We start from the raw sequence: 25,428 nt of genomic DNA on the forward strand, positions 1-25,428 counted from the left end.
GCACCCCGTTTCATGTCTAATCATGCTTGAACTATTTAATAGAAGCTTGCTTGCGGAAGGCAGAAATGAAAAAACCGTCGCTGCCGTAGTCTTGCGGAAAAATTTGCACAAAGCCTGTGTTTTTCAGCCCAAGCTCTTTTGGCAATGCCACTTCGATTTTTTCCATTTCCGGGTGGTCTTTCAGGAACCGTTCAGCCGTGCCGCGGTTCTCCACCGAGTCGACTGTACATGTGCTGTAGACCATGATGCCGTCCGGCTTTAATAATTGTGCCGCTTGGCCAAGCAGCTCTAACTGGATTTCTTGCAGCCTGTCGAAATCTTCTTCTTTTTTCGTATATTTGATGTCCGGCTTGCGTTTAATGACGCCAAGTCCGCTGCACGGAGCATCCACAAGAATGCGGTCGAATTTTTCAGGTCCGAAACGCTCGACGCTTTTCTTGCCGTCACCGACTTCTGTCTCGATAACGGTGTGCCCGAGGCGTTTTGCCGTTTCTTCAATCAGCTTGATTTTATGCTTATGGAGGTCCATGGCGAATAAATGCCCTTTGTTTTCCATCTTCTCTGCGATGTGAGTCGTCTTCCCGCCGGGAGCCGCACACATATCAAGAACTTCCATACCAGGACCTGCCTGTAAGGCATAGGCGCTCAGCATCGAACTTTCATCTTGTATCGTGATAAAGCCTTTTTCGAACGTCGCCGTTTTGGCAGGCTGGCCATTTGTAACAATCAGGCATTCCGGGACCCATTTGCTTTGGACCGCTTCCAAGCCTTCGGATTGGAGCATCTCGATTACTTCTTCAGGAGTCGCCTGCATGCGGTTGACGCGGACGGTCTGTGAAGGGATTTTATTGTTCTCCAATGCCATTTCCCGCGTTTTTTCCAATCCGAATTGTTCGGCCCAGCGTTTAATCATCCATACCGGATGGCTGGTTTCGATGGAGATTTTCTCATATGGATCGCTGATCGTATTGAATGAACGGACGCCGTTGCGCTGAACCGAGCGCAGTACGCCGTTGACGAATTTAGCAATGCCGCCATGGCCGCGCCGTTTTGCAATTTCCACCGCTTCATGGACAACGGCATGCGCCGGCACCCGGTCAAGGTAGACGATTTGGTATAGCGACATGCGCAGCAAGGTTTTTACCCATGGCTCCACTTTGCCTTTCAAATAAGGCTCCAAGTAATAATCGAGCGTCATCTGGTGCTGCAAAGTGCCATATGTGATTTCAGTCAACAAGCCTTTGTTCTTATTGGAAATAGCGTAGCTTTCGATTGTCTGATGCAGCAGCAAATTGCTGTATGCCTGTTTGTTTTCAACAGCCCAGAGAATGGAAAATGCCGCATCCCGAACGTTGCCTTGCAGTTTTTTGTTTTTCATACGAATAAATCTCCCGCCTGGATCTTAGGTCCTTTTAAATAATCGGCAGCGCTCATGCGCTTTTTGCCGGCTGGCTGCAATTCCTTGATCGCCAAAGCGCCGTCTCCCGTTTGCACAAGAATGGCGTCGCCGCTCAGTTCAAGCACTTCTCCCGGTTTTCCGCTTTTCGCAGAATCTATTGTTTCAGTTTGCCAGATTTTCATGTTTTGTTCATTATAAGTCGTAAACGCGACAGGCCACGGATGCAGTCCGCGCACTTGGTTATAGATGGCTCGTGCTGATTTGGTCCAATCAATGCGTTCCTGATCGCGTGAAATATTGCGCGCATAAGTCACTTTTTCTTCGTCCTGCGCTTGCCTTTCATTGTTGCCACCAATGATCGATGGCAATGTCGCTTTCAGCAAGTCTTTGCCTGCCGCACTCAGTTTATCGAACATTGCGCCCGTATCGTCTTTGCTGCCGATCGGCACAACGGTTTGCGAAATGATGTCCCCTGCGTCAAGCCGGTCAACCATATACATGATCGTGACACCGGTTTCCGTTTGGCCGTCGATAATGGCCTGATGGATTGGCGCGCCTCCCCGGTAAGCTGGCAATAGTGATGCATGGACATTGATGGCGCCCAGTTTCGGCGCCTCAAGCACTGCGCTCGGCAATATTTGCCCGAACGCCGCGGTGATGATCAAATCCGGTGCAAGGTCCAACACAACTTGCAATTCTTCGAGATTCTTCAGCTTTTCCGGCTGATAGACCGGCAATCCAAGGCGCAGCGCCTCTTCTTTGACAGGTGTCGGCGTCAGTATCTTTTTGCGCCCGACAGGCCGGTCCGGCTGAGTGACGACAGAAATCACGTTATAGCCTTCCTCGACAAGCATGCGCAGGATAGGTGCCGAGAACGCCGGCGTTCCCATAAAGACGATTTTCGTCAAACCGTTTCCTCCTCTTCAAGCGCCGCTTCGGCAATGATGGCATCCAATTCTTCCTGTGAAATAAACTTCGTGATTTTGCTCGTGAACAAAATGCCTTCGAGGTGGTCCATTTCATGCAGGATTGCGCGTGCTTCATAGCCTTCTGCTTCAAGTTCATACCAAGAGCCATCGCGCTCTTGCGCTTTGATCTTGATGTGGTCATAACGCTCCACTTCACCGAAAATTCCCGGGAAGCTGAGGCAGCCCTCAATATCGGTGTCGGCTCCTTCATGGAGCGCCAATTCCGGATTGATCATTTCAATCGGTTCCTGGCCTTCATTGAAATCGACGATGGCAATGCGCTGTGCCACATTGACTTGCGGCGCGGCAATGCCGACGCCATCGTTTTCCAGCATCGTTTCGTGCATATCGTCCAGCAATTTTGCAAGTTTTTTATCGAATTTCGTCACCATTTCGCATTGCTGCTCTAAAATCGGGTTCGGGTGTTTGATGATTTCTAAGATTGCCATGTCTGATTCCCCATTTCTTTTACATCACCGAAGTCGGATTCATATCGATCGACAATGTAGCGCCTTTTTTTATCCATTCCGTGCGATAAATTTTGATCAGCTGCTGCATGACATCGGCCAGCTTCGGTTCTTTTTTGTATTTTATCAAACATTGATAGCGATATCTATTGTTCACGCGGGCGATCAGCGAAGCGGATGGCCCGATGATCAGCGTACTTTGGGACAATTGGCTTTGCAGGAACCGGACGCTTTGGTCCGCGTATCCGGCGACCGTCATCAAGTCTTCGTGCGTGAACTGCACATTGACGACGTAATAATACGGCGGATAGCCGCTGGCACGCCGCATTGCCATTTCCTGTTCGAAAAACGGCTCGTACAATTGGTCTTTTGCCAGAGTGATGGCATAATGATCCGGTGTATATGACTGCACGAAAACCGTTCCCAGCAATTTATCGCGCCCCGCGCGTCCGCTGACTTGCGTCAACAGCTGATAGGTTTTTTCAGCCGCCCGGAAATCAGGCAGATGCAGCGTCGTGTCCGCGGATAGAACCCCAACTAGCGTGATATTCGGGAAATCAAGGCCCTTGGCAATCATTTGGGTGCCAAGCAAAATATCCGCTTTGCCTTCCCCGAAAGCCGCCAGAATTTTTTCATGTGCGCCTTTATTGCGCGTTGTGTCGACATCCATCCGCAGCACGCGGGCTTCAGGCACCAATTTGGCGAGTTCTTCTTCTACTTTCTGCGTTCCGGTTCCGAAGAAACGGATGTGTTCGCTTTGACATTCAGGGCATGTATGCGGCACCGGTTCGTCGTAACCGCAATAATGGCATTTCATCAATTCGCTTGAGCGGTGGTAGGTCAACGAAATATCGCAGTTCGGGCATTGCATGACCGTTCCGCAATCACGGCACAGCACGAACGAGGAATAACCCCGTTTGTTGAGGAACAACACTGTCTGTTCTTTGCGGTCGAGGCGTTCGCGGATCGCTTCTGCAAGCGGCACCGAAAACATGGACCGGTTGCCGTTGCGCAGCTCTTCTCGCATATCGACGATGTGGACGGTCGGTAACGGCTGGTTTTTCGCCCGTTTTTCAAGCACCAGCAATTCGTAGACGCCTTTTTGCGCGCGCGCATAAGACTCAAGCGATGGAGTCGCACTGCCCAGGATGACCGGGCAATTATGGTATTCGCTGCGCCAAATGGCCATATCTCTTGCATGGTAGCGCGGCGAATCGTCTTGCTTATAACTCGATTCGTGTTCTTCATCGAGAATGATGAGGCCCAAATTGCGGAAAGGAGCGAAAATCGCTGAACGAGCGCCTACGACTACTTTCACTTCGGCGCGCTGGATTTTCCGCCATTCGTCGTATTTTTCACCGGCAGACAAGCCGCTGTGCAGCACCGCCACCAAGTCGCCAAAACGTTCCTTGAAACGAAGCGTCATTTGGGGAGTCAACGAAATTTCCGGCACGAGCATGATCGCTTCTTTGCCAGATTTCAGCACTTCTTCGATTGTCTGCAGGTAGATTTCGGTCTTACCGCTGCCGGTGATGCCGTGCAGCAAGAAGGTTTTCGGCTTATTCAAAGCCCCAGCAATTGCGTCGTACGCGGCTTGCTGCGCCTCGGTCAATTGCAGATTCGGTTTTTTCTCGATGTTGCTCAATAATTTCGGATCCCGGTACAGCTCTTCATTGCGGATTTCCGCTGCGCCTTTTTCTGCCAAGCTGTAAATGGTCGGCAAAGTCGTTCCCGCTTCTTTTTGCAGTACCGAAGACTCGATCGCTTTTCCAAGATGGTTTTTAAAATAAGCCATCAGCTTGACCTGCTGCTTGGCATTCGAGCGGATTTCGATTGACTCCAGCTTTTCCAGAGAATCCGTGATATGGATCATCCGCGCTTTTTTGACGGCAGTCTGCTGCGAGATGTCGGTATCAGCGGCAACCGTGCCGCGCTCCAGTTCTTTCTTCAATAAACCATAGACCTCGACAGCGTCCTGCGAACGGACAAACGGCCGTTTATCAAAATAAGGACGCAGCGGTTCTGGCAGTTCCTCGAGCGGTGCATTCAAAACAAAACGCTTTTCGTATTTCGCGCGCAATGCGGATGGGATCATGACTTGCAAAGCATCTATTTCAAAACACACAGTCTGTTTTTTCATCCATTTCGCCATTGCCAATAATTCTTCGTTCAAGACTGGCACCACATCCATCAATTCATGGATCGGCTTTAAGCGGGACACATCGAAATCCGATGTGTCCTTTAATGCGGTGATAAAGCCGAGCACTTTGCGTGGACCAAACGGCACCTTGACGCGCATGCCCGGTTCAACCAACACTTGCAGCTCCTCCGGAACGGCGTAATCGAACGGCCGGTCAATGGGATGGGCAGCTACATCGACAATCACTTCAGCTATCATGCAAATCTTCCCTTTCCACGATCAGTCCGAGCAGCTGCTGCGCCAATTGTTCTTTCGGCAGCATGTCAAAACTGCGCTCGAAATCATTGCGGCCGTAAACCGTTACGCGATTGGTATCCGACTCAAAGCCGACACCCGCTTCGCTGACATCGTTCGCGATGATGTAATCCGCATTTTTCCGTGCCAGCTTTTCTTTCGCGTAATGCGCGACATCATTCGTTTCCGCCGCAAATCCGATCAATATCTGGTGTTTTTTTTCCTGCCCGAGCGTTTGCAGGATATCAACCGTGCGTTCAAGTTCAATCGTTGAACCGCCTGCCTGCTTTTTCATCTTCTGCGAATGCGCATGAACGGGCCGGTAATCCGCCACTGCCGCTGTTTTGATGACGATGTCAGAATCCGGGTATTCCGCTTTCACCGCGTTCAGCATATCTTCCGCGCTTTCCACCAATATCCGTTTGACCCCTTTTGGCACCTCAAGCGAAACCGGTCCGCTGATCAGAATTGTTTCTGCGCCCATTTCAGCCGCTGCACGGGCCATAGCATAGCCCATTTTGCCACTTGAAAAATTGGTTAAAAAACGGACAGGGTCAATGCGCTCCCGCGTCGGCCCCGCAGTAACAACCACTTTTTTTCCTGCCAGCGTTTTGGGACGGGTGAAATAATCGGAAACAAGTTCCACAATTTTCTCCGGCTCTTCAAGCCGCCCTTTTCCGACATAGCCGCAAGCCAAAAAACCTTCAGAAGGTTCGATAAATCGGATGCCATCTACGTGCAGCTGCTGGATGTTCCGTTTGACAGCTGGATGGTCGTACATATGGACATTCATCGCAGGGGCGACCCAAATCGGAACTGTTGCTGCGAGCAAAGTCGTGGTGACCATATCGTCGCCCATGCCATTTGCCAATTTGCCGATGACATTTGCAGTTGCAGGCGCCACTATGATCAAGTCAGCCCAATCAGCCAGATCGATGTGCGCAATCACCGAGGAATCCTTTTCATCGAAAGTATCAAAATAGACATCATTGCGGGACATTACTTGGAACGACAGCGGCTGGACAAATTGCCGTGCCGATTCCGTCATAATCACTTTGACAGTAGCACCTGCCTGCGACAGTTTGCTGACCAAAGCCACCGCTTTATAGACAGCGATGCCTCCGCTTACACATAATAGGATTTTACGATTCGCCAACAACACAAACACCCTTTCTAAACAACAAACTCCCAAAGAACAAATTTGCTCTGGGAGTCGTCGGTTGCGATTAATGGTTAAATTTCATCTTCATAGATAGCGAATTCGTCTTGATGTTCGATCTTCAAAACGCCTGCAGCCACTTCTTCAAGCGCTTTGCCTACTGACTTAGCGGACACGTAAGAATCAAGCTTTTCGTCACCGTGTTCATGCAATTGACGGGCACGTTTAGAAGCGAGCGCCACCAACGAGTATTTCGAATCGATCTTGCTTTTTAATTTATCAACGGATGGGTATAACATCAGACATTCTCCTTTAGCATATCAAGATAGCGTTGCTCAACACGTTCACGCTTGCAATGTTCCGCGATGATGATCGCATTGATGCGGTCACATGCGTGTTCGACTTCGTCATTTACAACAACGTAGTCATATAAATTCATCATTTCAAGTTCTTGGCGCGCTGCCCCAAGCCGAGAAGCAATCACTTCATCGGTTTCTGTGCCGCGGCCGACCAGCCGATCTTCGAGTTCGGACAAACTCGGCGGTGCAAGGAAGATGAACAAGCCATCCGGAACTTTCGACCGGACTTGGGCTGCACCTTGCACTTCAATTTCCAGAAACACGTCCCGTCCAGCGTCCCGCATCATATTGACATAATCAAGCGGTGTGCCGTAATAATTCCCGACGAACTCCGCGTATTCGAGCAATTTGCCCTGCTCGATCAGCTCTTCGAATTCGCTGCGGGTCTTAAAGAAGTAATCGACTTTATCCACTTCCCCTTCCCGCGGCGAGCGGGTGGTCATTGAAATGGAGTATTCATAATTCGTATCCGGCTGTGAGAACAGCTCTTTTCTGACGGTGCCTTTACCGACACCCGAAGGCCCTGATAATACAATCAGCAGTCCGCGATGTTTTCTCATTTTATCCCTCATTCGTTTCGTCGTCATTTTCTTCAGCACGCGCAATCAATGTCTCAGCTGACATAGCGGATATGACAACGTGGTCGCTGTCCATCACCAAAATCGATCTGGTCTTTTTGCCGCCTGTCGCATCAACGAGCAAGCCTTTGCTGCGCGCTTCCTGAACCAGTCTTTTGGACGGTGCAGAATCTGGTGTAACGATCGAAACGATTCGATTCACCGACACGGCATTGCCACTGCCGAGAGAAACAAACTTCACCGCTTTTTTCACAGACATCACCGCCACCCATAACTGGTCATTGTTCTTCGTTTTCTATCTAACTGTCTTATTATATCATAATACACCGTGAAAATGATAAGATGGAACAAAACGATTTGAAAGAGGGATTTTTAATGGCATTTGATGGATTATTTACAAGAGCGATGACGCGTGAGCTCCAACAGCTCGTGTCAGGCAGGATTTCAAAAGTTCATCAGCCCAATCAGCTTGAACTGCTTTTGCACATACGCGCGCAAGGGAAAAACCATAAATTATTAATTTCGATCCACCCGTCATATGCACGCATGCACCTCACCAATATGGCAAACACCAATCCGTCCGAACCTCCAATGTTCTGCATGCTGCTGCGCAAGCATATTGAAGGCGGCGTCATCTCGAGCATCAGCCAGCACGAAATGGACCGGCTCATCATTTTGAAAATCAAAAGCAAAAACGAAATCGGCGACGACATCGAACGCGAATTACATGTCGAATTGATGGGCAGGCATTCGAATGTCATCCTCGTCGACGCCGAACGGATGATGATTCTGGACAGCCTCAAGCATTTGCCGCCGAGCGTCAACTCGTTCCGCACTGTGCTGCCAGGCCAACCTTATGTCTTCCCGCCGTCCCAGGAGAAAAAAAATCCATTCAGCGCTTCCACTGAACTCGAAGAACTCAGTGAACCTGAAATTGTCAGCGCTTATGCCGGATTTTCGCCGCTCAACGCACGTGAACTTGTCTACCGCCTTAACCAAACCGAAAACAAAGCCGAAGCAGCCGAGCAATACCTGAATGAATTCCTGAAAGAGCAGCCAACCGGCTATTACGTCGAACACGAAGGCAAAAGTTTCTTCTCTGCCGCGCCTTTGACTCATATCACTGGCAGCACACTCGAATTTCCAGCGCTTGGCGAATTATTGGACCGCATGTATTACGCCAAAGCAGAACGGGACCGCGTCAAACAGCAAGCTGGCGACCTTGAACGCTGGCTGCAAAATGAAATTGCCAAGCTGAAAGGGAAACTGAAAAAACTGAAGAAAGAGCAAGACCAGGCTGAAAAACGCGATTTGCTGCAATTGAACGGCGAGCTGATCATGGCGAACCTGCACCGCATGACCAAAGGATTGAAAGAAATCGATGCCGAAAATTATTACAACGGCGAAACCGTTCTGATTGCCTTGGATCCGCGGAAAACGCCGATTGAGAATTCCCAGAAATATTACTCACGCTATCAAAAAGCGAAAACTGCCCTTGTAAAAACGCAAGAGCAGATTGAGAAAACTGAAGATGATATAAACTATTTCGAAACGCTCATGCAGCAAGTCCAGCAAGCTGGCATTTCCGACATTGAAGAAATCCGTGAGGAGCTGGCGGAGCAAGGCTTCATGAAAGCACAGAAATCGAAGAAAAAGAAAAAACCTGTGAAACCTTCCGTCGAGTCTTACGTGTCGAGCGTTGGCGTGCAGATATCAGTTGGCAAAAATAACAAGCAGAACGATTATGTAACATTCAAAGTAGCATCGAAATCCGACACCTGGCTGCACACGAAAGACATTCCCGGCTCGCATGTCGTCATCCATTCGAACGATCCGGATGAAACGACGATCTTGGAAGCCGCAACCATCGCTGCTTATTTCAGCAAAGCGCGCGGATCGAGCTCCGTGCCGGTCGATTACACTGAAGTCCGTCAAGTGAAAAAGCCAAGCGGCGCCAAACCGGGCTTTGTCATTTATTTTGAACAGAAAACGGTGTTCGTCACCCCTGACGAAGACTTAGTCATCAAATTGAAAAAATAGACAGTGGGCGGGAAGGCTTTGAAGCCTTCCCGCTTTTTCTATGCTTGCAGAGTTAACAGCGAAAACCAAGAATTTTTTTGTTTACATAACATTTATATTGTATTTCAAGTGACCCAGACATTGCCGTGTCCCTCTGGAAATGCTATGTTTTTAAAGGACTTTTCTATTTCAATCAATTGCATTGGAGGTTTTCTCTTTGAATGATATTGAATGGGGGCTCCTTTTTGACCCTCAACTGGCTATAGATTCGCTGCCATACGTCTTGGGCGGTATCGGGTACACGTTATTGATCTCAATAGTCAGCATGGCAATCGGCCTGGTGCTCGGCTTTTTCCTGTCTCTCGCCAGAACCGCACCCTACCGCCTGCTGGAATGGCCTGCGCGCTTGTATATCTCATTCATGCGCGGCGTTCCGATTTTGGTCATCCTGTTCCTGCTGTACTTCGCATTGCCCGTCATCGGCATCCAGTTCACCGCTGTGCAAGCGGCTTTGATCGGGTTTTCCATCAATTCTGCTGCCTATATTGCAGAAGTGTTCCGCTCATCGCTCGCTTCTGTCGACAAAGGGCAATGGGAATCGGCCCGCGCATTGGGGCTGACTTATTGGCAGTCGATGCGTCGCATCATTTTGCCGCAATCCGTGCGCATTGCGATTCCACCGCTGTCGAATGTCTACCTCGATTTGATCAAAGCGTCTTCGCTCGCAGCGATGATCACCGTGCCTGAAGTCTTCCAAAAAGCCCGCGTCGTCGGTGCCCGCGAATACGATTTGCTGACACTGCTTATCCTAGTAGCGCTCATCTACTGGGCCATCTGTTCGGTCATGACTGTGCTGCAGAATTATTTGGAGAAACGGTTTGAAGAATACCTGTAAATTTTTCTTTGCCAGCCGAATAAAAGATCAAAAAAAGGCCGAGCCTCCAGAAATGGAGGTTCGGCCTTTTTTGTATTTAATTCCCTGCAATATCCCTTTTCGTGAACGCTGTCCAAGCCGCTGCCATGAAAATGGCAAAATAAATGGCCAGCATGGAAAGTGAAAACGCCAGCGACATGCCCTCGATCATCGGCTCGGAGCCGTTGAAATATTGCTGGAGATTCGTATTTGCAAACAGGATATACTTAGACCAACTGTATTGCGAAACGAAAGCTACAAGCGTATTGCCGGCCATCATCAAGAATATTGCCAAGCCGATTGCCATGCCGCTGCTCCGGAAGATCGTCGAAATCATGAAGGCGAACGTTGCCATCATCACCAAGGTCACCATGCCAAAACCGTAGCCTTGCAGGATTTCTTTAAGAACTGAGGTTTGCTCATAGCCCGTTGCTGTCTCTTGCACAATCATCGGCGACATACCGTTCAGTCCGAACAGCAGCGCTCCCACAATCCAGGAAGCAGCCAACATCGAAACCAATAACGCCAAAGCAAACAACAATACCGACACATATTTAGACAATAAAATCTTGCTGCGTGAAATCGGGCGGATCAGCAGCAGCTTGATCGTGCCCCATTTGAATTCATTGGAAACGATTCCCGCTGCAATAATGATGGTGAACAAGCTTAGCAGCGAAGTGAGTGCTGCGTTTTCCAGCACGTACTCCCAGCCGTCATAAGGCAAGGGCTTGATGTCATTTTCCAAGTAGTACTCGTTTTTCTGGATCAAGAACGGATTCGAAAACCCAGCAAACTCGTCTTCTTCCATCTCTTTCGCCAGCGCCGCATTTTCTTTCTGCAATTCCGATTGCCAATCTGCGCCGTACTCTTCTGTCTGAATCCCGGAATCCATAAATTTCGCCAGCAGACCGGTACCAAGGACGATTGCCGCAATGAGCGCAATCATAATCCATGTCGATTTTTTGGCATATAATTTTATCTGTTCGTTCCACACCAGCTTCAGGAAATTATTCAATTGCGTTCTCTCCAATCAAGTCAAAGAATTTATCTTCCAGCGTCGATTGCAGAACTCGCACCCCGTAGACATTCATTCCTCTATTGACGAGGTTTTTCAAAATTTGCGGGATATCCTCTCGTTTTGCCGAGACAATCAGTTCTTTTTTATTGATGCCGATGGTTTGATCCATTTCACTTTGCAGATAATCCTTGGCCATTTCAAGCGGATGCACCTCGATATGGACATCTTTTAAGACGCTATGATCTTCCACATTCTTGACGGATTCGATGGCGATCAATTCGCCTTTTTTGATGACGCCAATCCGGTCGCACATCAGTTCAATTTCCGACAACAAATGGCTAGAAACGATGACCGCGACATTTTCTTTTTCAGCCAAATTGCGTATGTATTTCCGGATTTCCCGAATACCTGATGGGTCGAGACCGTTTGTCGGCTCATCGAGGATCAGGATCGATGGCCGATGAAGCAGCGCCTGCGCAATGCCGAGCCGCTGCCGCATGCCCAGCGAGTAGCGGCCTGCTTTTTCATGGATGGCATTTCCCAAGCCAACCAATTCAACCACTTCCTTAATCCGTTCTTGAGAAACGCCTTCCGTCATTCGCGCATATTGCTGCAAGTTTTTCCAGCCGCTCAGGAATGGGTACATTTCCGGATTTTCCACGATAGCCCCGACATGGCGAATAGCTTCTTTGAAATCATCTTTTATGCTTTTTCCTTCGATCAGCACATCACCTTCTGTGATATCCATCAAGCCGACCATCATTCGGATCGTCGTCGTCTTCCCTGCGCCGTTCGGCCCCAAAAAGCCAAAAACTTCACCCTTTTTGATTTCGAATGTCAAACCTTTGATAATCGACTTGTTGCCAATGGTTTTCTTTAATTCAATTAATTGCATTGCTGTTGCTGGATTAGCCAAGAAAACACCTCCATAAATTTAACTTCTATACAGCTATACGAATTGTTTGCAATAAAGTTTCCATTTTTGGAAATTAGTTTCCGTAACGAAAGAAATAATTCCCCTCAAAAGAACTCTATCGCTACAACGGACGGCAAAAAAGCGCTGAATCCAATAAAGTGGATTCAGCGCTTTTCGGAGCGTTTAAGGGGTGAAGCTTTCTTCCATATAAATCACTTCCCATAAATGTCCGTCCGGATCCTGGAAACTCCAGCCATACATATATTCGTCGTCCATCTTGTCATTGGATGCCGAACCTCCTGCTGCTAGCGCTTTGCCTACCAAGTCATCGACGCTTTCTTTGCTGTCGGCCGAAATCGCCACGATCACTTCCGAGTTTTTTGTAGGGTCAGCCAATTCTTTCTTGGTAAATTTCTTAAAGAAGTCCTCGGTCAAGAGCATGACGAAGATATTTTCCCCGACAATCATGCATGTTCCTTTTTCATCCGTCATTTCAGCATTAAATTCAAAACCGAGCTGTGTAAAAAAATCGTTGGATTTTTGCAAGTCTTTTACTGCCAAGTTGACAAAAATCATCTTTGCTTTGAGTGCCATACTTCCTCCACCTTTCCAGTGAATTTATTGCTGTATTTATTCGCTGAAAATCGAAAGAGTCCTGCTGAATTTGTAAGATTCTTCAAAAAGGAGGCGAATGGACTATTTCAATGAAGCCAATAATTCTTTGCCTTTAGCATAAAAATGGTGCTGGTCGTCATCCGGAACAAGCGCTCCTCCCGTCGCCCATACGAGATGGTTGGCATTATCCAGATTTAGGCCTTTCGCTGCCGCGTAACCTGTGGCCAAAATTTTCTGCGGTCCTGGAAACCCGGCCGCTGCTGACGGTTCGATGAACATGCCTTCGCTGTCAGACAAGAGCTTCAGCAACTTGAATAATTCATCATCTTCTAAGGTGTAAGCGCCGCTGACCAATTGTTCGCTGCTGCTTGAGGCAAAGCTCGATGGCCGGCCGACCGCAAGCCCATCTGCTTCCGTCCGGTTGTCGATGCCGAAATCTTGCACACAGACGCTTTCCTTTTCACCCGTCAACAAGCCGATCAGTACGGCCGGTGAATGGGTTGGCTCAGCAAAAAAGCAATGTACAGAATCACCATAGATTTGCTTTAAGCCGAAAGCGATGCCGCCAGGAGCCCCGCCGACGCCGCATGGCAAATAGACAAAGAGTGGATGATCCGCGTTGACAATGACTCCTTGCTCCTGCAATTGCATTTTCAGCCGGAAAGCAGCTGTGCTATAGCCGAGGAATAAATGCCGCGATTTTTCGTCATCGACAAAGTAGGCAGTTGGATCCCGTTTTGTGGCTTCCCGTCCTTCCGAAATCGCTTTGCTGAAATCACCGCTGCATTCCCGCACAGTTGCGCCTTTTGCACGCAATAAACTTTTCTTCCATTGTTTGGCATCGTCTGACATGTAAACGGTCGTCCGGAAACCAAGCTTTGCCCCAACAATTCCGATGCTCAAGCCGAGGTTTCCTGTTGAACCCACACCAATCGAATAGCCGTTGAAGAACCGGTGGAACCGTTCACTGGCAAATTGGCTGTAATCTTTTGAAGCATCAATCATGCCAGCAGCCAATGCCATCTGTTCTGCATGCTGCAGTACTTCGTAAATGCCGCCGCGCGCTTTGACAGACCCCGCTATCGGCAGCTCGTTATCGCATTTTACGTAAAGCCCGCCTGTAATGCCCGCTTGAAAAAATGAATTCAATTGCTGCTTCATACCGTCAACGCGTTTCAGCGGCGATTCGATGATGCCGCCTTGTCCCGCAGTCTCTGGAAACGCTTTGGCAATAAAGGGCGCAAACCGCTCCCATAATGCTTCCGCTCGTTCCATGTCTTGCCGGTCTACGGCCATACCTTCCACTTCCGCCATTTTCCGTGCGCTGGAATTAAGCCACGTAACTTCCTTAAGCTCGATAATGTTTCTTAATAATGGGTATCGTTTTATCCAGACTTCGATTTCATTCACATTGAACGCCATATAAATCCCCTTTCTTTTCCATATTGCTTATTGCTTATTGCTTTCATCATACAAGAAGCACAGTAGGATTTCAGCAAAATTTCCGACATTTTCATTGGAATTTATTATCTGATCAGCTGTAGTTGTTAATTTTTTGCCGCACCGAATGAAAAAACGATATCTTGCTGTCATTTCGAATACTTTATTTCCAATATTTTCATTTACTTCCCTTGCGGCCGAAAATACTTTCCGTTTAGACCCTTTTGCTATCCCACAGAGCTAAAATACTTCCCTATTGCCCCAAAATACTTTCCAACACCGCAGAAATAAAAAAAGCCGACCCTCGGGTCAGCTCTTCAATGTGCCAGCTTTCAAGTTTTCATGCCAATCTGCCAGCATCGGCAAATCTTCTTCGCGGATCGCTCCGGTGTCGATCGCTTCTTCAACAAGCGCAGGGAAATTCGTCAAAGTATGGAATGTAAAACCCGCTTCCCGGATGGCGTCGATCGACTGCGGCAAATCATACGTGAAGATTGCCACGATGCCCAGCACGTCGAATCCGGCCGCTTTCAAGCCTTCTGCCGCTTGCAGCACCGAACCACCTTTGGAAATCAAATCTTCCACGACCACCACTTTTTGTCCCTTTTCGACTTTGCCTTCAACCATATTGCCCTGGCCGTGTTCTTTCGCTTTCGAGCGCACGTACACCATTGGCAGTTCCAGCAAGTCGCTGACCCATGCCGCGTGCGGAATGCCGGCTGTCGCTGTACCCGCGACTACTTGGCAATCCGGGTAAAATTCTTCGATCAGCCCAGCTAAACCTTTGGCGATTTCTTTGCGCACCGAAGGATAGGACATCGTTAGGCGGTTATCGCAGTAGATCGGTGATTTAACGCCTGATGCCCAGATAAAAGGTTCATGCGGACGCAATTCGATCGCCCCGATGCTCAATAATTGCCGCGCAATATGCTGTTTCATAAGAGTCCGCTCCATTCGTTTTTGATTTGGCTATAGCTTGCAGCCGGATTTTCGGCTTTAGTGATGGCCCGGCCGACGACAATATGCGTCGAACCTTGAAGCCTCGCCCCTTGTGGCGTGGCGATGCGTTTTTGGTCATCCGCCGCTGTGTCTGCCGGACGGATGCCTGGTGTGACGCGCATGAAGCTTTCGCCGCACGCTTCGCCGATTGCGGCCGCTTCAAGCACCGAGCATACCACACCATCAAGCCCCGCTTGTTTCGCCTTTTTCGCGTAATGCAGCACCGATTCGTGGAGGCTAGCGCTAATCATTTGATCGCTGTGCATTTGTTCTTCACTTGTTGACGTCAATTGTGTCACGGCAATCAATTTTGTCTGAGAACCTGAAAGCCCGCGCTTAGCTGCTTCCATCATTTCGACGCCGCCTGCCGCATGGACATTCGTCATATCGACGCCCAGTTTCGCGAGTCCGCGCATGGCTGATTCGACCGTGTTCGGAATGTCATGCAATTTCAGATCCAGGAAAATGTCGTGCCCCATCGCTTTGATGGCATGCACCAAGGCCGGGCCTTCTTGGTAGAACAATTCCATGCCCACTTTGACAAATAAAGAATCGTCAAAACGGCTTAAAAATTCCTCTACTTGCTGTTTCGTGGAAAAATCGAGTGCGATGATGGGTTTATTCACAGGCGATGACTCCTTCCGACCAATTCTTCTACCGATTCAAATCCGAGTTCGTGCAGTTTTTCCGGCAATGCCGCAATGATTTCAGGGCATATGAACGGGTTGACGAAGTTCGCCGTACCGACCGCTACTGCATTGGCTCCGGCAGACAGGAAATCGATGACATCCGTGACGTCAGTGATGCCGCCCATGCCGATGATCGGCAGATTTGTATGCTTGCGGACTTCATAAACCATCCGCAGCGCAACCGGTTTGATGGCAGGGCCTGATAAGCCGCCTGTGATGTTCGCAATGACCGGCCGGCCTGTTTTTGGGTCTAGGCGCATGCCGAGCAATGTATTGATCATTGTGATGCCGTCCGCTCCGCCTTCTTCGACCGCTTTTGCAAGTTGCACGATGTCGGTGACGTTCGGCGATAATTTGACATACACCGGCACTGATGAAACGTCCTTCACGGCACGCGTCAACGCTCTCGCGATATCCGGGTCCGTGCCGAACGTGATGCCGCCTTGTTTGACGTTCGGGCAAGAGATGTTCAATTCCAGCGCATGGACGTTCGGTGCACTGGAAATCGCACGCGCGACTTCAACGTAATCTTCCGTTTGTGAGCCCGCAACGTTGGCGATGATCGATGTATCGTATTGCTCGAGCCAAGGCAGTTCCGAAGCCATGACTTTTTCAAGGCCCGGATTTTGCAAGCCAATGGCATTCAGCATGCCGGAGCTTGTTTCCGCAACACGCGGCGTCGGATTGCCGAGGCGCGTTTCAGCAGTTGTCGCTTTGATCATGATGGCACCAAGCTGGGATAAATCATATAGCTGTGAATATTCCTTGCCGAAACCGAAGCAGCCTGAAGCTGGCATGATCGGGTTTTTCAGGTTGAGGCCTGGCAAACTCACTGTTAAATTTGTCATACAATCACCACTCCCGCTGGAAATACCGGACCATCTGAGCAAACTTTGATGTAATCCGTCTCGCTTTTAGTCGTCCGGCAGACGCAGGCAAAGCACGCACCGATGCCGCAGCCCATCCGCTGTTCATAGGACAGGAAGCCCTGCTTTTCCGGATATGCCCATTGCACAGCTTCAAGCATAGCTGTCGGGCCACAGCTGTAATACGTGTCGAAATCCTTCGGCAACTCATTGAGGATATGCGTTACAAAACCTTGGGTGCCATGGGAGCCGTCGACGGTCGCAATATGCGTCTCGCCGAGTTCCTTGAATTTCGCTTCATAGAATACAGCCTCTTTGCTTTCAAAGCCCAGAATATGGACCGTTTCAACGCCTTTGGCATTCAATTCTTTCGCTAGTTGGTAAAGCGGCGGCACGCCGATGCCCCCTCCAATCAAATAGGCTTTTGTCTTGGCGGCATCGACATCAAATCCGTGGCCCAGCGGTCCAAGCACATCAATTGTTGCCCCGACCGCTTTCTCCGCCAAAAGGTTTGTGCCGCGCCCTTCAGCTCGGTAAATCATCGTGAACTGTGATTCTTCCCGGTTGATTTCCGCGATGGAAATCGGGCGGCGCAGCAGCGGCTCAAACGAATCCGCTACCCGGATGTGAACAAATTGCCCTGGTTCTAGCATGTCCTGCACCAAATCGCCTTTGACCGTCAATTCGAAAATGTGGCGGGCAATCTGCTGCTGCGAGACGACAACCATTTTTTCTTGTCTGATCATAGGCCTGCCCCCATCTCTTCAGCTGAGAATGTCATCGATTCGATGACGCCGAGCATGGCGCGTGCAGTATCAAGCGAAGTTAAACATGGCACACCGTTTTCTACGGATTCGCGGCGAATACGGAAACCGTCGCGTTCAGGCTGTTTGCCTCTCGTCAATGTGTTGATGACCAGCTGCGCGCGGCCGTTTTGGATTGCATCGACCAAAGTCGCGCCTTGTTCGCCGATTTTGCCGATTTCCTTAACGCGGATTCCGGCTTCTTCAAGCGTTTTCGCTGTTCCTTCTGTCGCCATGATCTGGTAGCCGATTGCCGTAAAGCGTTTGGCAAGGCCAATCGCCTCTTCTTTATCTTTATCGGAAACCGTCATCAGCACGGTGCCGTGATCTTTTATTTCCATTCCTGCTGCGACAAGCCCTTTATAAAGCGCTTTTTCAAGCGTCGCGTCTTTGCCCATGACTTCCCCTGTCGATTTCATTTCAGGGCCAAGCGTAATATCAACGCGACGCAATTTCGCGAACGAGAACACCGGCACTTTGACGTAGACACCTTTAGCAAGCGGCGCGAGCCCAGGCGTGTAGCCTTGGCTGACGATCGACTGCCCCAGTATCGCCTTCATGGCAATGTTCGCCATCGGAATGGCTGTGATTTTGCTCATGAACGGCACTGTCCGGCTTGACCGTGGGTTGACTTCAATAACAAAAACTTCGCCTTTGGAAATGACGTACTGGATATTCAACAAACCAACGATGTTCAAGCCCTTGGCAAGGCGAGTCGTATAGTCCACCAATGTATGGAGCAATTCATCCGAAATGTTCTGGGTCGGGTATACCGCAATCGAGTCACCGGAATGGACGCCTGCGCGTTCGATGTGTTCCATGATGCCGGGAATCAGGACGTTTTCCCCGTCTGAAATGGCGTCTACTTCAATTTCGATCCCCGTCAAGTAACGGTCGACCAAGACTGGATGTTCCGGGCTCGCTTCGACGGCATGCTCCATATAATAGCGCAAATCCTCTTCGTTATAGACAATTTCCATTGCGCGCCCGCCAAGTACGTAGGAAGGGCGGACAAGGACCGGATAGCCGATGTCGCCTGCGATGACGGCCGCTTCCTGCGCCGATACCGCTGTTTTGCCAAGTGGCTGCGGAATGCCGATCTCGTGCAGCGCCGCTTCGAATTTATTGCGGTTTTCCGCTCGGTCCAGATCTTCAAGAGACGTCCCAAGAATCTTCACACCGTGCTGTTCAAGCTTTTCAGCCAAGTTGATGGCCGTTTGCCCGCCGAATTGGACGACGACGCCTTTCGGCTGCTCGATTTCAATAATGTGCATGACATCCTCAACGGTTAACGGCTCGAAATACAATTTATCGGAGATCGAGAAATCGGTCGAGACGGTTTCCGGGTTGCTGTTGATGATGATTGCTTCATAGCCCGCTTCTTTGATTGCCCATACCGAATGGACGGTGGCGTAATCGAATTCGACTCCTTGGCCGATGCGGATCGGACCGGAACCGAGGACGATAATGCTTTCCTTGTCCGTTTTCACCGATTCGTTTTCGTCTTCGTACGTACCATAGAAATAAGGCGTTTCGGATTCGAATTCAGCCGCGCATGTATCCACCATTTTGTAGACAGGCATCAACCCTTGCTCTTTGCGCCATTCATAGACCGCTTCTTCGGAATTTTCCCACAGCATCGCGATTGTCTTGTCCGCAAAGCCCATTCGTTTCGCTTTTTTCGCTACAGAAAAATCGAATGGATGGTCTTTCAATACTTCCTCATAGCGGACGAGGTTCTCGAACTTCTTCAGGAAGAATAAATCAATTTGGCTCCAGTCGTGGATTGCTTCGATCGTCACGCCGCGGCGCAATGCTTCACCGATAAAGAACAAGCGTTCATCGCCTGCGCGGCGGATGCGTTTCTCGATCCATTCGTCGCTCATGCCCGCTCCGTTCTTCAATGCCAGATGGAACTGGCCTGTTTCCAGCGAACGCACAGCTTTCATAATTGCTTCTTCGAAAGTCCGGCCCATTGCCATGACTTCGCCTGTCGCTTTCATTTGCGTGCCGAGATTGCGTTTTGCTGATTCGAATTTATCAAACGGCCAGCGCGGAATCTTCGCGACCACGTAGTCGAGCGCCGGTTCAAAAGCTGCATAGGTGCGGCCCGTTACTGGGTTCATCATTTCATCAAGCGTCAAACCGACGGCAATTTTCGCCGCAAGCTTAGCAATCGGGTAGCCTGTCGCTTTTGAAGCCAAGGCAGACGAGCGGCTGACCCGCGGATTCACTTCGATGATGTAGTAATTGAAGCTGTCCGGATCGAGCGCCAGCTGCACGTTGCAGCCGCCTTCGATTTTCAATGCCCGGATGATTTTGAGTGACACATTGCGGAGCATCTGATATTCGCGGTCTGACAAAGTCTGGCTTGGTGCCACGACGATCGAGTCGCCTGTATGGATGCCGACCGGATCGATGTTTTCCATATTGCACACCACGATCGCTGTATCGTTGGCGTCGCGCATTACTTCATATTCGATTTCCTTAAAGCCGGCAATCGATTTTTCCAGCAGGCATTGCGTTACCGGGCTGTATTTCAAACCGCTTGTAACGATTTCCTGTAAATCTTCATCATTATGGCAAATGCCTCCGCCAGTGCCGCCCAGCGTGAACGCCGGGCGCACGATGACCGGATAGCCGATTCGTGCAACAAATGCTTTCGCTTCTGTCATGTTGTGGATGATATCGGAATCTGGAACGGGTTCGCCCAGTTCGTTCATCAAGGTACGGAACAAGTCGCGGTCTTCCGCTTTATGGATTGCTTCCAGTTTGGTGCCGAGAATTTCGATTTCAAGCTCGTCGAGAATCCCCGACTCGTCCAACTCGATTGCCATGTTCAAGCCTGTTTGCCCTCCCAATGTCGGCAGCAAAGCGTCCGGCCGTTCTTTGCGCAAAATGCGGCTGACAAACTCAAGTGTGATCGGTTCGATGTAAACTTTGTCCGCAATTTCTGTGTCCGTCATGATTGTCGCTGGATTGGAGTTGATCAGGATGACCCGGTAGCCTTCTTCTTTTAAAGCTAAACATGCTTGAGTTCCTGCGTAATCGAATTCTGCTGCTTGTCCGATGACGATCGGCCCCGATCCGATCACCAGAATGCTTTTAATATCTTGTCTTTTAGGCATATTGCTGCTCCTTTCGGTTTGCGCTCATCATTTCGATAAAACGGTCAAACAGGTAATTCGAATCTTCCGGCCCTGGTGAGGACTCGGGATGGTATTGCACAGTGAAAGCCGGATAATCCAAATGCGACAGCCCTTCATTGGTGCCATCGTTCAGCGCGCGGTGCGTCACTTTCAGGCGCGTGCCCTGCAGCGTGTCTTCATCGACCGCGTAGCCATGGTTCTGTGAAGTGATTTCCACTTTGCCGGTTGTCAAGTCCTTCACCGGATGGTTGCCTCCGCGGTGGCCGAATTTCAATTTAAATGTTTCTGCTCCGCAAGCTCGTGCGAACAGCTGATGGCCCAGGCAAATCCCAAAAACCGGTACCTGTCCAATCAATTCCCCCACTACTTCAACGCATTCCGGGACATCTTTCGGATCCCCTGGCCCGTTCGACAGCATGACGCCGTCCGGCCCCCAAGCCATGATTTCCTTCGATGGCGTATTGTAAGGCACGACGATGACATCGCAATCGCGGTTATTCAGTTCACGCAGAATGCCGTGTTTCATGCCGTAATCGATCAGCACGACGCGCTTGCCGCGCCCCGGGCTTGGATAAGGCCGAGCCGTGGAAACTTGCGCCACTTGGTCCCGCGGCATCACCGTGTTCTGCAATTTTTCTACCACTTCATTGACGTCTACTTCTTGATCCGCTGCAGTTAAAACGCCTTTGATCGACCCTTTCGAACGGATCAGGCGCGTCAATTTGCGTGTGTCGATCCCGGCGATTCCCGGTATGCCCTTGCGCTGGAACAGCTCATCCAAAGTCGAATTGCAGCGGAAGTTTGACGGAAAATCCGCCACTTCACGTACGACCATGCCTTTGACTGCCGGTTCGATCGATTCGAAGTCATCGCTGTTGATGCCGTAATTGCCGATCAACGGATAGGTCATCGTAACGATCTGGCCGCAATAAGAAGGATCCGACAAAATTTCCTGATAACCCGTCATGCTCGTATTGAATACCACTTCCCCGACTGATGCTGCCGTTCCGCCGAATGCTTCCCCTTCAAACACCGTTCCGTCTTCTAAGATCAAATAACGTTTCATAGGTTTGTTTCCTCCTGCCAAGCGATTTGTCCTTCGAATATCGTCATTACCGGCCATCCTTTGCATGCCCATCCGCCGAATGGCGTGTTCTTGCCTTTTGATAAAAATCCGTCTACGTTGATTGGCTGTTCTTTCTCCAGATCCAGCAGCACCAAATCGGCTGCTTGCCCAGCTTCAATCTTCCCATAAGGCAACCCGAATGTTTCACATGGCTTTTTCGTCATCCAGTCAATTAGCTGTTGAAGCGTCCATTTCCCTGTTTCGACGTAATGCGTGTACAGCAGCGGAAACGCCGTTTCCAAGCCAACGATTCCAAATGGAGCCTTGTCCATCCCGTTCGCTTTTTCTTCTAGCGTGTGCGGTGCGTGGTCCGTCACAATAAAGTCGATCGTGCCGTCCAGTAATCCTTCGTGCAGCGCTTCTACATCTTCCTTTGCCCGGAGCGGCGGGTTCATTTTCCAGTTTGCATCGTCCCCCGGAATGTCATCTTCGCTGAGCAGCAAATGGTGCGGGCATACTTCAGTCGTCACATGGACGCCTGCGCGCTTTGCTTCCCGGATGATGCGGACCGATTCTTTTGTTGACACGTGGCAGACATGATAATGCGCGCCAGCTGCCTCAGCGAGAAGGATATCCCGTGCGATATGGACCGATTCTGCCACCGACGGTATGCCTTTCAGCCCCAATTCCTTGCTGCGCTTCCCTTCGTGCATGACACCATCGTAGATCAGGCTATTGTCTTCACAATGCGCGACAATCGTCATGTTAAGCGCAGCTGCGTCCTGCATCGTCTCAAACATCATGGCGGCTTGCTGAATTCCGACGCCGTCATCTGTAAACGCGAACGCGCCGTTATCTTTTAGTTCCTGTAAATTCGTGCGTTCTTTCCCTGCTTCGCGGATAGTGATGGAAGCGTACGGCAAAACCCGGATAAGCGCATTTTTCTCGATCAAGTTATTGACAAGCTGCAAGTTTTCTTTCGTGTCCGGCACCGGCCGCGTATTCGGCATAGCAGAGATGGTTGTGTAACCACCTTTTGCCGCTGAACGCGTACCGCTTGCGATCGTTTCTTTTCCTTCGCCGCCCGGTTCACGCAAATGCACATGAACGTCTACAAAACCTGGTGCGATCATCCGGCCATTGCCGTCTATTTCTGTTTCCCCTTGTGAAGCCAATCCGCTTCCGATGTCAGCGATTTTGCCGTCCGCCACCCTTATATTTGTTAAAGCCATTTCGCCCTCTGTTAGCATGTTTACATTTTTGATAAATAAATTCATTCTTAATCTCTCCCTTTCATTGCGTATTCAAGCACTGCCATCCGGACGAATACGCCATTGGCCATTTGTTTGAAAATCCGTGAACGTTCGCATTCCACCAGGCTATCTGCAATTTCCACACCGCGGTTTATCGGGGCTGGGTGCATGATGATCGCCGAATCTTTCATTTTCCGTTCCCGTTCCAGGGTCAAGCCATACTTCTCGTAATAATCCTCTTTTGAAAACAGCGCAGATACCGCATGACGCTCATGCTGGACCCTCAACATCATCACGACGTCTGTGTGGCCAATAAAGTCATCGAGTTTTTCGGACGTTTTGTATTCTCCGCTCCATTCTTCCGGGCAGATGAAGGACACATTCGCTCCTAGCTTCTCAAGCGCAGAAGCGTTCGATTTGGCCACCCGGCTATGGGCGATATCTCCGACAATCGTGACATGGATGCCCTCAATGCGGCCGAACTCCTGATGGATCGTCAACAGATCCAAAAGTGACTGCGTCGGGTGCTGCCCTGAACCGTCCCCTCCGTTAATGACGGCGACATCGCAGCCGATCAACTGTTCATAATAAGCTTCTTCTTCGTGCCGTATGACGACAGCGTCAACGCCGATTGCTTCAAGCGTCTTCACTGTATCGTATAAGGTTTCGCCTTTCAGAATGCTTGAAAACGCTGTTTCAAAAGGCAGTACGGTCATGCCCAGCTTATGCTCAGCCATTTCAAAGCTCATTTTCGTCCGGGTACTCGGTTCAAAGAATAAATTGACCGCCGTACCGGCCAGTTCGCTCCGCCCCCCTTTTTCAAACTCATCCGCCCGCTGCAGCAAGGCCATGATGACGGCGTTGTCCATGTTTTCCATGCTCAATACATTCGGCACATCATTTCACTCCTTTGTATAAAAAAATACCTTCCCAGGAGCAGGAAGGTATGAGGAAAAAAGTGCAGTCTATGCCCTTTTCCACTTCCCTTTCCATGCCTCTCTGGACATTCATTAAAAGGTGGTTATTCAGTTTCGAAATCAATTTCCTGTTTGACGCGTCCCGGCAAAATCAAGTTCAGCAAGACGCCGATGATTGCCGCAAGCGCCATTCCTTCGATCGAGAACGTTTCACTGAACTCGATTTTCGCTCCGCCAATCCCGATAACCAGGATGACTGATGAGATGACCAAATTGCGTTTTTCGCCGAAATCGATTTTATTGTCGACCAGCATGCGCAGGCCCGATGAAGCGATGATGCCGAACAGCAGGATGGAAATCCCGCCAAGCACTGCGGCTGGAATTGTTTCGATGGCCGCCATCAGTTTGCCGAAGAAAGAAAATCCTATGGCGAACACGGCAGCGCCGATGATGACGTAGATGCTATAGACCCGCGTGATGGCCAAGACGCCGATGTTTTCACCGTATGTGGTTTTAGGTGGTCCGCCGACCAGTGAAGACACAAGCGTCCCAAGGCCATCTCCAAGGATCGACCGGTGAAGGCCCGGGTCTTTTATGTAATTGCGTTTGACGATTTTTCCAAGAACGAGCTGGTGGCCGATGTGTTCTGATATGGTGACGATTGCGATCGGTACCATGATGAACAGCAATGTCGGCGTTATAGTGAAGCTGTAATCGATGCCCGGCAGCAGAAAGTCCGGCACTTGGAACCAGCTCGTTTCGCCAATCACCGTGTAATCGATGATGCCGATTGCCGCTGAATAAGCGTAACCGACCACGATGCCGATCAGAATTGGCATGAGGCTGATGATGTTTTTGAAATAAAGATTGCAGATGATGGCTGTGGCTAATGTTACCAGCGCAGCTGAGAAATGCAGCATGCTGTACTGCGATCCGCCGTCCGCTGTCGGGATGTTCATCGCCATTCCAACCGCGGTGCCTGATAAGGCTAGACCGATAACGATAATGACAGGGCCGACAACTATCGGCGGCAGCAGGTCCATGAGCCAGCGGTAGCCGGTCTTCCAGATGAGCAAGGCTGTCAAAGCGTACACCACCGAGACGAACATGGCGCCGATCATTGCCGATCCGATGCCTCCGGTTTCCGTGGCGATCGTAATCGGCACGATAAATGCGAATGATGAGCCAAGATAAGCCGGTACTTTAAACTGGGTGATAAGGATGAAGATGATGGTTGCGATGCCGCTTGTCAAAAGCGCAATCGCCGGGCTCAGGCCCACGAGTTTCGGAACCAAAATTGTCGCTCCGAACATGGCGAACATATGCTGCAGGCTCAAGGAGATCCATTGGGCCGTTTTCGGTTTGTCATGTACATCCAATATTGCTTCAGTCACAGTCAAT

Annotated in this window: 23 protein-coding genes; 2 read left to right on the forward strand and 21 right to left on the reverse strand. The window is 49.9% G+C overall.

Going from position 1 to position 25,428, the window contains the following annotated elements; genetic code table 11:
• Positions 1-31 precede the first annotated feature (31 nt).
• From rsmB to AC4EHJ_RS05130, 8 genes are all read right to left on the reverse strand, one after another.
• Positions 32-1,378 carry a 16S rRNA (cytosine(967)-C(5))-methyltransferase RsmB gene (rsmB, locus tag AC4EHJ_RS05095; protein ID WP_490974493.1) on the reverse strand — a complete coding sequence of 449 codons (1,347 nt, stop codon included), beginning with the start codon at positions 1,376-1,378 and terminating at the stop codon, positions 32-34.
• Positions 1,375-2,307 (reverse strand): methionyl-tRNA formyltransferase, encoded by a 933-nt coding sequence (gene fmt, locus AC4EHJ_RS05100; protein ID WP_490974494.1) that lies wholly within the window; start codon positions 2,305-2,307, stop codon positions 1,375-1,377. The genes rsmB and fmt overlap by 4 nt, the downstream gene beginning before the upstream one ends.
• Positions 2,304-2,816: a peptide deformylase gene (def, locus tag AC4EHJ_RS05105; RefSeq protein ID WP_490974495.1), complete on the reverse strand. Its 513-nt coding sequence runs from the start codon at positions 2,814-2,816 to the stop codon at positions 2,304-2,306. Before def ends, fmt begins: the two co-directional genes overlap by 4 nt.
• Positions 2,817-2,835: 19 nt before the next feature.
• Positions 2,836-5,232: a primosomal protein N' gene (gene priA / locus AC4EHJ_RS05110; RefSeq protein ID WP_490974496.1), complete on the reverse strand. Its 2,397-nt coding sequence runs from the start codon at positions 5,230-5,232 to the stop codon at positions 2,836-2,838.
• Complete coding sequence (gene coaBC / locus AC4EHJ_RS05115; RefSeq protein ID WP_490974497.1) at positions 5,222-6,427, reverse strand: bifunctional phosphopantothenoylcysteine decarboxylase/phosphopantothenate--cysteine ligase CoaBC; 1,206 nt, start codon at positions 6,425-6,427, stop codon at positions 5,222-5,224. Before coaBC ends, priA begins: the two co-directional genes overlap by 11 nt.
• A 74-nt stretch (positions 6,428-6,501) precedes the next feature.
• Positions 6,502-6,726, reverse strand: coding sequence for a DNA-directed RNA polymerase subunit omega (gene rpoZ, locus AC4EHJ_RS05120; RefSeq protein ID WP_490974498.1), 225 nt, complete (start codon positions 6,724-6,726; stop codon positions 6,502-6,504).
• The gene (gene gmk / locus AC4EHJ_RS05125; protein WP_490974499.1) at positions 6,726-7,346 is read right to left on the reverse strand and encodes a guanylate kinase; all 621 of its coding nucleotides are present in this window, start codon (positions 7,344-7,346) and stop codon (positions 6,726-6,728) included. Before gmk ends, rpoZ begins: the two co-directional genes overlap by 1 nt.
• Before the next feature lies 1 nt (position 7,347).
• A complete protein-coding gene (locus AC4EHJ_RS05130) occupies positions 7,348-7,623 on the reverse strand; it encodes an extracellular matrix/biofilm biosynthesis regulator RemA family protein (protein ID WP_135503758.1) in 276 nt (91 codons plus the stop codon).
• Positions 7,624-7,739: 116 nt separating this feature from the next.
• On the opposite strand from AC4EHJ_RS05130, the gene AC4EHJ_RS05135 reads away from it, so the two are divergent.
• Both AC4EHJ_RS05135 and AC4EHJ_RS05140 read left to right on the forward strand, forming a co-directional pair.
• Positions 7,740-9,404, forward strand: a complete 1,665-nt coding sequence (locus AC4EHJ_RS05135; RefSeq protein ID WP_490974500.1) for an Rqc2 family fibronectin-binding protein — start codon at positions 7,740-7,742, stop codon at positions 9,402-9,404.
• Between the two features lie 196 nt (positions 9,405-9,600).
• Positions 9,601-10,278: an amino acid ABC transporter permease gene (locus AC4EHJ_RS05140; RefSeq protein WP_490974501.1), complete on the forward strand. Its 678-nt coding sequence runs from the start codon at positions 9,601-9,603 to the stop codon at positions 10,276-10,278.
• 76 nt (positions 10,279-10,354) lie between these two features.
• Here the strand turns inward: AC4EHJ_RS05140 and AC4EHJ_RS05145 are convergent, their stop codons facing one another.
• From AC4EHJ_RS05145 to AC4EHJ_RS05205, 13 genes are all read right to left on the reverse strand, one after another.
• Complete coding sequence (locus AC4EHJ_RS05145; RefSeq protein ID WP_490974502.1) at positions 10,355-11,311, reverse strand: ABC transporter permease; 957 nt, start codon at positions 11,309-11,311, stop codon at positions 10,355-10,357.
• Positions 11,304-12,209 carry an ABC transporter ATP-binding protein gene (locus AC4EHJ_RS05150; RefSeq protein WP_490975620.1) on the reverse strand — a complete coding sequence of 302 codons (906 nt, stop codon included), beginning with the start codon at positions 12,207-12,209 and terminating at the stop codon, positions 11,304-11,306. The genes AC4EHJ_RS05145 and AC4EHJ_RS05150 overlap by 8 nt, the downstream gene beginning before the upstream one ends.
• Positions 12,210-12,413: 204 nt before the next feature.
• On the reverse strand, positions 12,414-12,824 hold the full coding sequence (locus AC4EHJ_RS05155; RefSeq protein WP_490974503.1) for a VOC family protein: 411 nt from the start codon (positions 12,822-12,824) through the stop codon (positions 12,414-12,416).
• Between the two features lie 102 nt (positions 12,825-12,926).
• A complete protein-coding gene (gene dsdA, locus AC4EHJ_RS05160; RefSeq protein ID WP_490974504.1) occupies positions 12,927-14,267 on the reverse strand; it encodes a D-serine ammonia-lyase in 1,341 nt (446 codons plus the stop codon).
• A 327-nt stretch (positions 14,268-14,594) separates the two neighbouring features.
• The gene (pyrE, locus tag AC4EHJ_RS05165) at positions 14,595-15,224 is read right to left on the reverse strand and encodes an orotate phosphoribosyltransferase (protein WP_490974505.1); all 630 of its coding nucleotides are present in this window, start codon (positions 15,222-15,224) and stop codon (positions 14,595-14,597) included.
• A complete protein-coding gene (gene pyrF / locus AC4EHJ_RS05170) occupies positions 15,221-15,910 on the reverse strand; it encodes an orotidine-5'-phosphate decarboxylase (RefSeq protein ID WP_490974506.1) in 690 nt (229 codons plus the stop codon). The genes pyrE and pyrF overlap by 4 nt, the downstream gene beginning before the upstream one ends.
• Positions 15,907-16,821, reverse strand: coding sequence for a dihydroorotate dehydrogenase (locus AC4EHJ_RS05175; RefSeq protein WP_490974507.1), 915 nt, complete (start codon positions 16,819-16,821; stop codon positions 15,907-15,909). The genes pyrF and AC4EHJ_RS05175 overlap by 4 nt, the downstream gene beginning before the upstream one ends.
• On the reverse strand, positions 16,818-17,585 hold the full coding sequence (locus AC4EHJ_RS05180; RefSeq protein WP_490974508.1) for a dihydroorotate dehydrogenase electron transfer subunit: 768 nt from the start codon (positions 17,583-17,585) through the stop codon (positions 16,818-16,820). The genes AC4EHJ_RS05175 and AC4EHJ_RS05180 overlap by 4 nt, the downstream gene beginning before the upstream one ends.
• The gene (gene carB / locus AC4EHJ_RS05185; protein ID WP_490974509.1) at positions 17,582-20,770 is read right to left on the reverse strand and encodes a carbamoyl-phosphate synthase large subunit; all 3,189 of its coding nucleotides are present in this window, start codon (positions 20,768-20,770) and stop codon (positions 17,582-17,584) included. Before carB ends, AC4EHJ_RS05180 begins: the two co-directional genes overlap by 4 nt.
• Positions 20,763-21,857 (reverse strand): carbamoyl phosphate synthase small subunit, encoded by a 1,095-nt coding sequence (locus AC4EHJ_RS05190; RefSeq protein WP_490974510.1) that lies wholly within the window; start codon positions 21,855-21,857, stop codon positions 20,763-20,765. Before AC4EHJ_RS05190 ends, carB begins: the two co-directional genes overlap by 8 nt.
• Complete coding sequence (gene pyrC / locus AC4EHJ_RS05195) at positions 21,854-23,134, reverse strand: dihydroorotase (RefSeq protein WP_490974511.1); 1,281 nt, start codon at positions 23,132-23,134, stop codon at positions 21,854-21,856. Before pyrC ends, AC4EHJ_RS05190 begins: the two co-directional genes overlap by 4 nt.
• 2 nt (positions 23,135-23,136) lie before the next feature.
• Positions 23,137-24,006, reverse strand: a complete 870-nt coding sequence (locus tag AC4EHJ_RS05200; RefSeq protein WP_490974512.1) for an aspartate carbamoyltransferase catalytic subunit — start codon at positions 24,004-24,006, stop codon at positions 23,137-23,139.
• Between the two features lie 125 nt (positions 24,007-24,131).
• Positions 24,132-25,421, reverse strand: coding sequence for a solute carrier family 23 protein (locus AC4EHJ_RS05205; protein ID WP_490974513.1), 1,290 nt, complete (start codon positions 25,419-25,421; stop codon positions 24,132-24,134).
• Between the last annotated feature and the right edge of the window lie 7 nt (positions 25,422-25,428).

Source organism: Planococcus sp. TJ-301 (assembly GCF_058268475.1).

What these genes read in the sequence shown, in the direction of transcription:
- rsmB (WP_490974493.1), bottom strand. Translation starts at nt 1,378, where the DNA reads ATGAAAAACAAAAAACTGCAAGGCAACGTTCGGGATGCGGCATTTTCC.
- def (WP_490974495.1), bottom strand. Translation starts at nt 2,816, where the DNA reads ATGGCAATCTTAGAAATCATCAAACACCCGAACCCGATTTTAGAGCAG.
- priA (WP_490974496.1), bottom strand. Translation starts at nt 5,232, where the DNA reads ATGATAGCTGAAGTGATTGTCGATGTAGCTGCCCATCCCATTGACCGG.
- rpoZ (WP_490974498.1), bottom strand. Translation starts at nt 6,726, where the DNA reads ATGTTATACCCATCCGTTGATAAATTAAAAAGCAAGATCGATTCGAAA.
- gmk (WP_490974499.1), bottom strand. Translation starts at nt 7,346, where the DNA reads ATGAGAAAACATCGCGGACTGCTGATTGTATTATCAGGGCCTTCGGGT.
- AC4EHJ_RS05130 (WP_135503758.1), bottom strand. Translation starts at nt 7,623, where the DNA reads ATGTCTGTGAAAAAAGCGGTGAAGTTTGTTTCTCTCGGCAGTGGCAAT.
- AC4EHJ_RS05135 (WP_490974500.1), top strand. Translation starts at nt 7,740, where the DNA reads ATGGCATTTGATGGATTATTTACAAGAGCGATGACGCGTGAGCTCCAA.
- AC4EHJ_RS05150 (WP_490975620.1), bottom strand. Translation starts at nt 12,209, where the DNA reads ATGCAATTAATTGAATTAAAGAAAACCATTGGCAACAAGTCGATTATC.
- AC4EHJ_RS05155 (WP_490974503.1), bottom strand. Translation starts at nt 12,824, where the DNA reads ATGGCACTCAAAGCAAAGATGATTTTTGTCAACTTGGCAGTAAAAGAC.
- dsdA (WP_490974504.1), bottom strand. Translation starts at nt 14,267, where the DNA reads ATGGCGTTCAATGTGAATGAAATCGAAGTCTGGATAAAACGATACCCA.
- pyrE (WP_490974505.1), bottom strand. Translation starts at nt 15,224, where the DNA reads ATGAAACAGCATATTGCGCGGCAATTATTGAGCATCGGGGCGATCGAA.
- AC4EHJ_RS05175 (WP_490974507.1), bottom strand. Translation starts at nt 16,821, where the DNA reads ATGACAAATTTAACAGTGAGTTTGCCAGGCCTCAACCTGAAAAACCCG.
- AC4EHJ_RS05180 (WP_490974508.1), bottom strand. Translation starts at nt 17,585, where the DNA reads ATGATCAGACAAGAAAAAATGGTTGTCGTCTCGCAGCAGCAGATTGCC.
- carB (WP_490974509.1), bottom strand. Translation starts at nt 20,770, where the DNA reads ATGCCTAAAAGACAAGATATTAAAAGCATTCTGGTGATCGGATCGGGG.
- AC4EHJ_RS05190 (WP_490974510.1), bottom strand. Translation starts at nt 21,857, where the DNA reads ATGAAACGTTATTTGATCTTAGAAGACGGAACGGTGTTTGAAGGGGAA.
- pyrC (WP_490974511.1), bottom strand. Translation starts at nt 23,134, where the DNA reads ATGAATTTATTTATCAAAAATGTAAACATGCTAACAGAGGGCGAAATG.